Raw genomic sequence first — 319 nt, forward strand, 5'->3', positions numbered from 1 at the left:
CTGCCGGTTGCGATCCTCGCCGTCTCCTCGACGGCGAGCCTGATCCGCGTCATGCGCGCCAACATGCTGGACGAGTTGCCGAAACCCTAAGTGACGACGGCGCGCGCCAAGGGGCTTTCCGAGTTCACGCTGCTCGTCACCTACCCGTTGCGCATCGCGCTCAACCCGTTCATCTCGACGATCGCCTGGCTCTTGCCGAACCTGATTTCGGGTCCAGTCGTCGTGGCGATCGTCCTCAACCTGCCGACTGCGGCGCCGCTGCTGCTCCAGTCGCTGATGGCCCAAGACATGTATCTCGCCGGCGCTTTCGTGCTGCTGA

General features: G+C 64.3%; 1 pseudogene. It reads left to right on the forward strand.

The annotated features are described in order from the left end of the window. Positions 1–90: 90 nt before the first annotated feature. Positions 91–319 (forward strand): annotated as a pseudogene (locus KVS69_RS19185) (hypothetical protein); the annotation flags it as partial.

Origin of the sequence: Stenotrophomonas sp. GbtcB23 (assembly GCF_019091045.1) — a bacterium.
Lineage (GTDB): Bacteria > Pseudomonadota > Gammaproteobacteria > Xanthomonadales > Xanthomonadaceae > Stenotrophomonas > Stenotrophomonas rhizophila_A.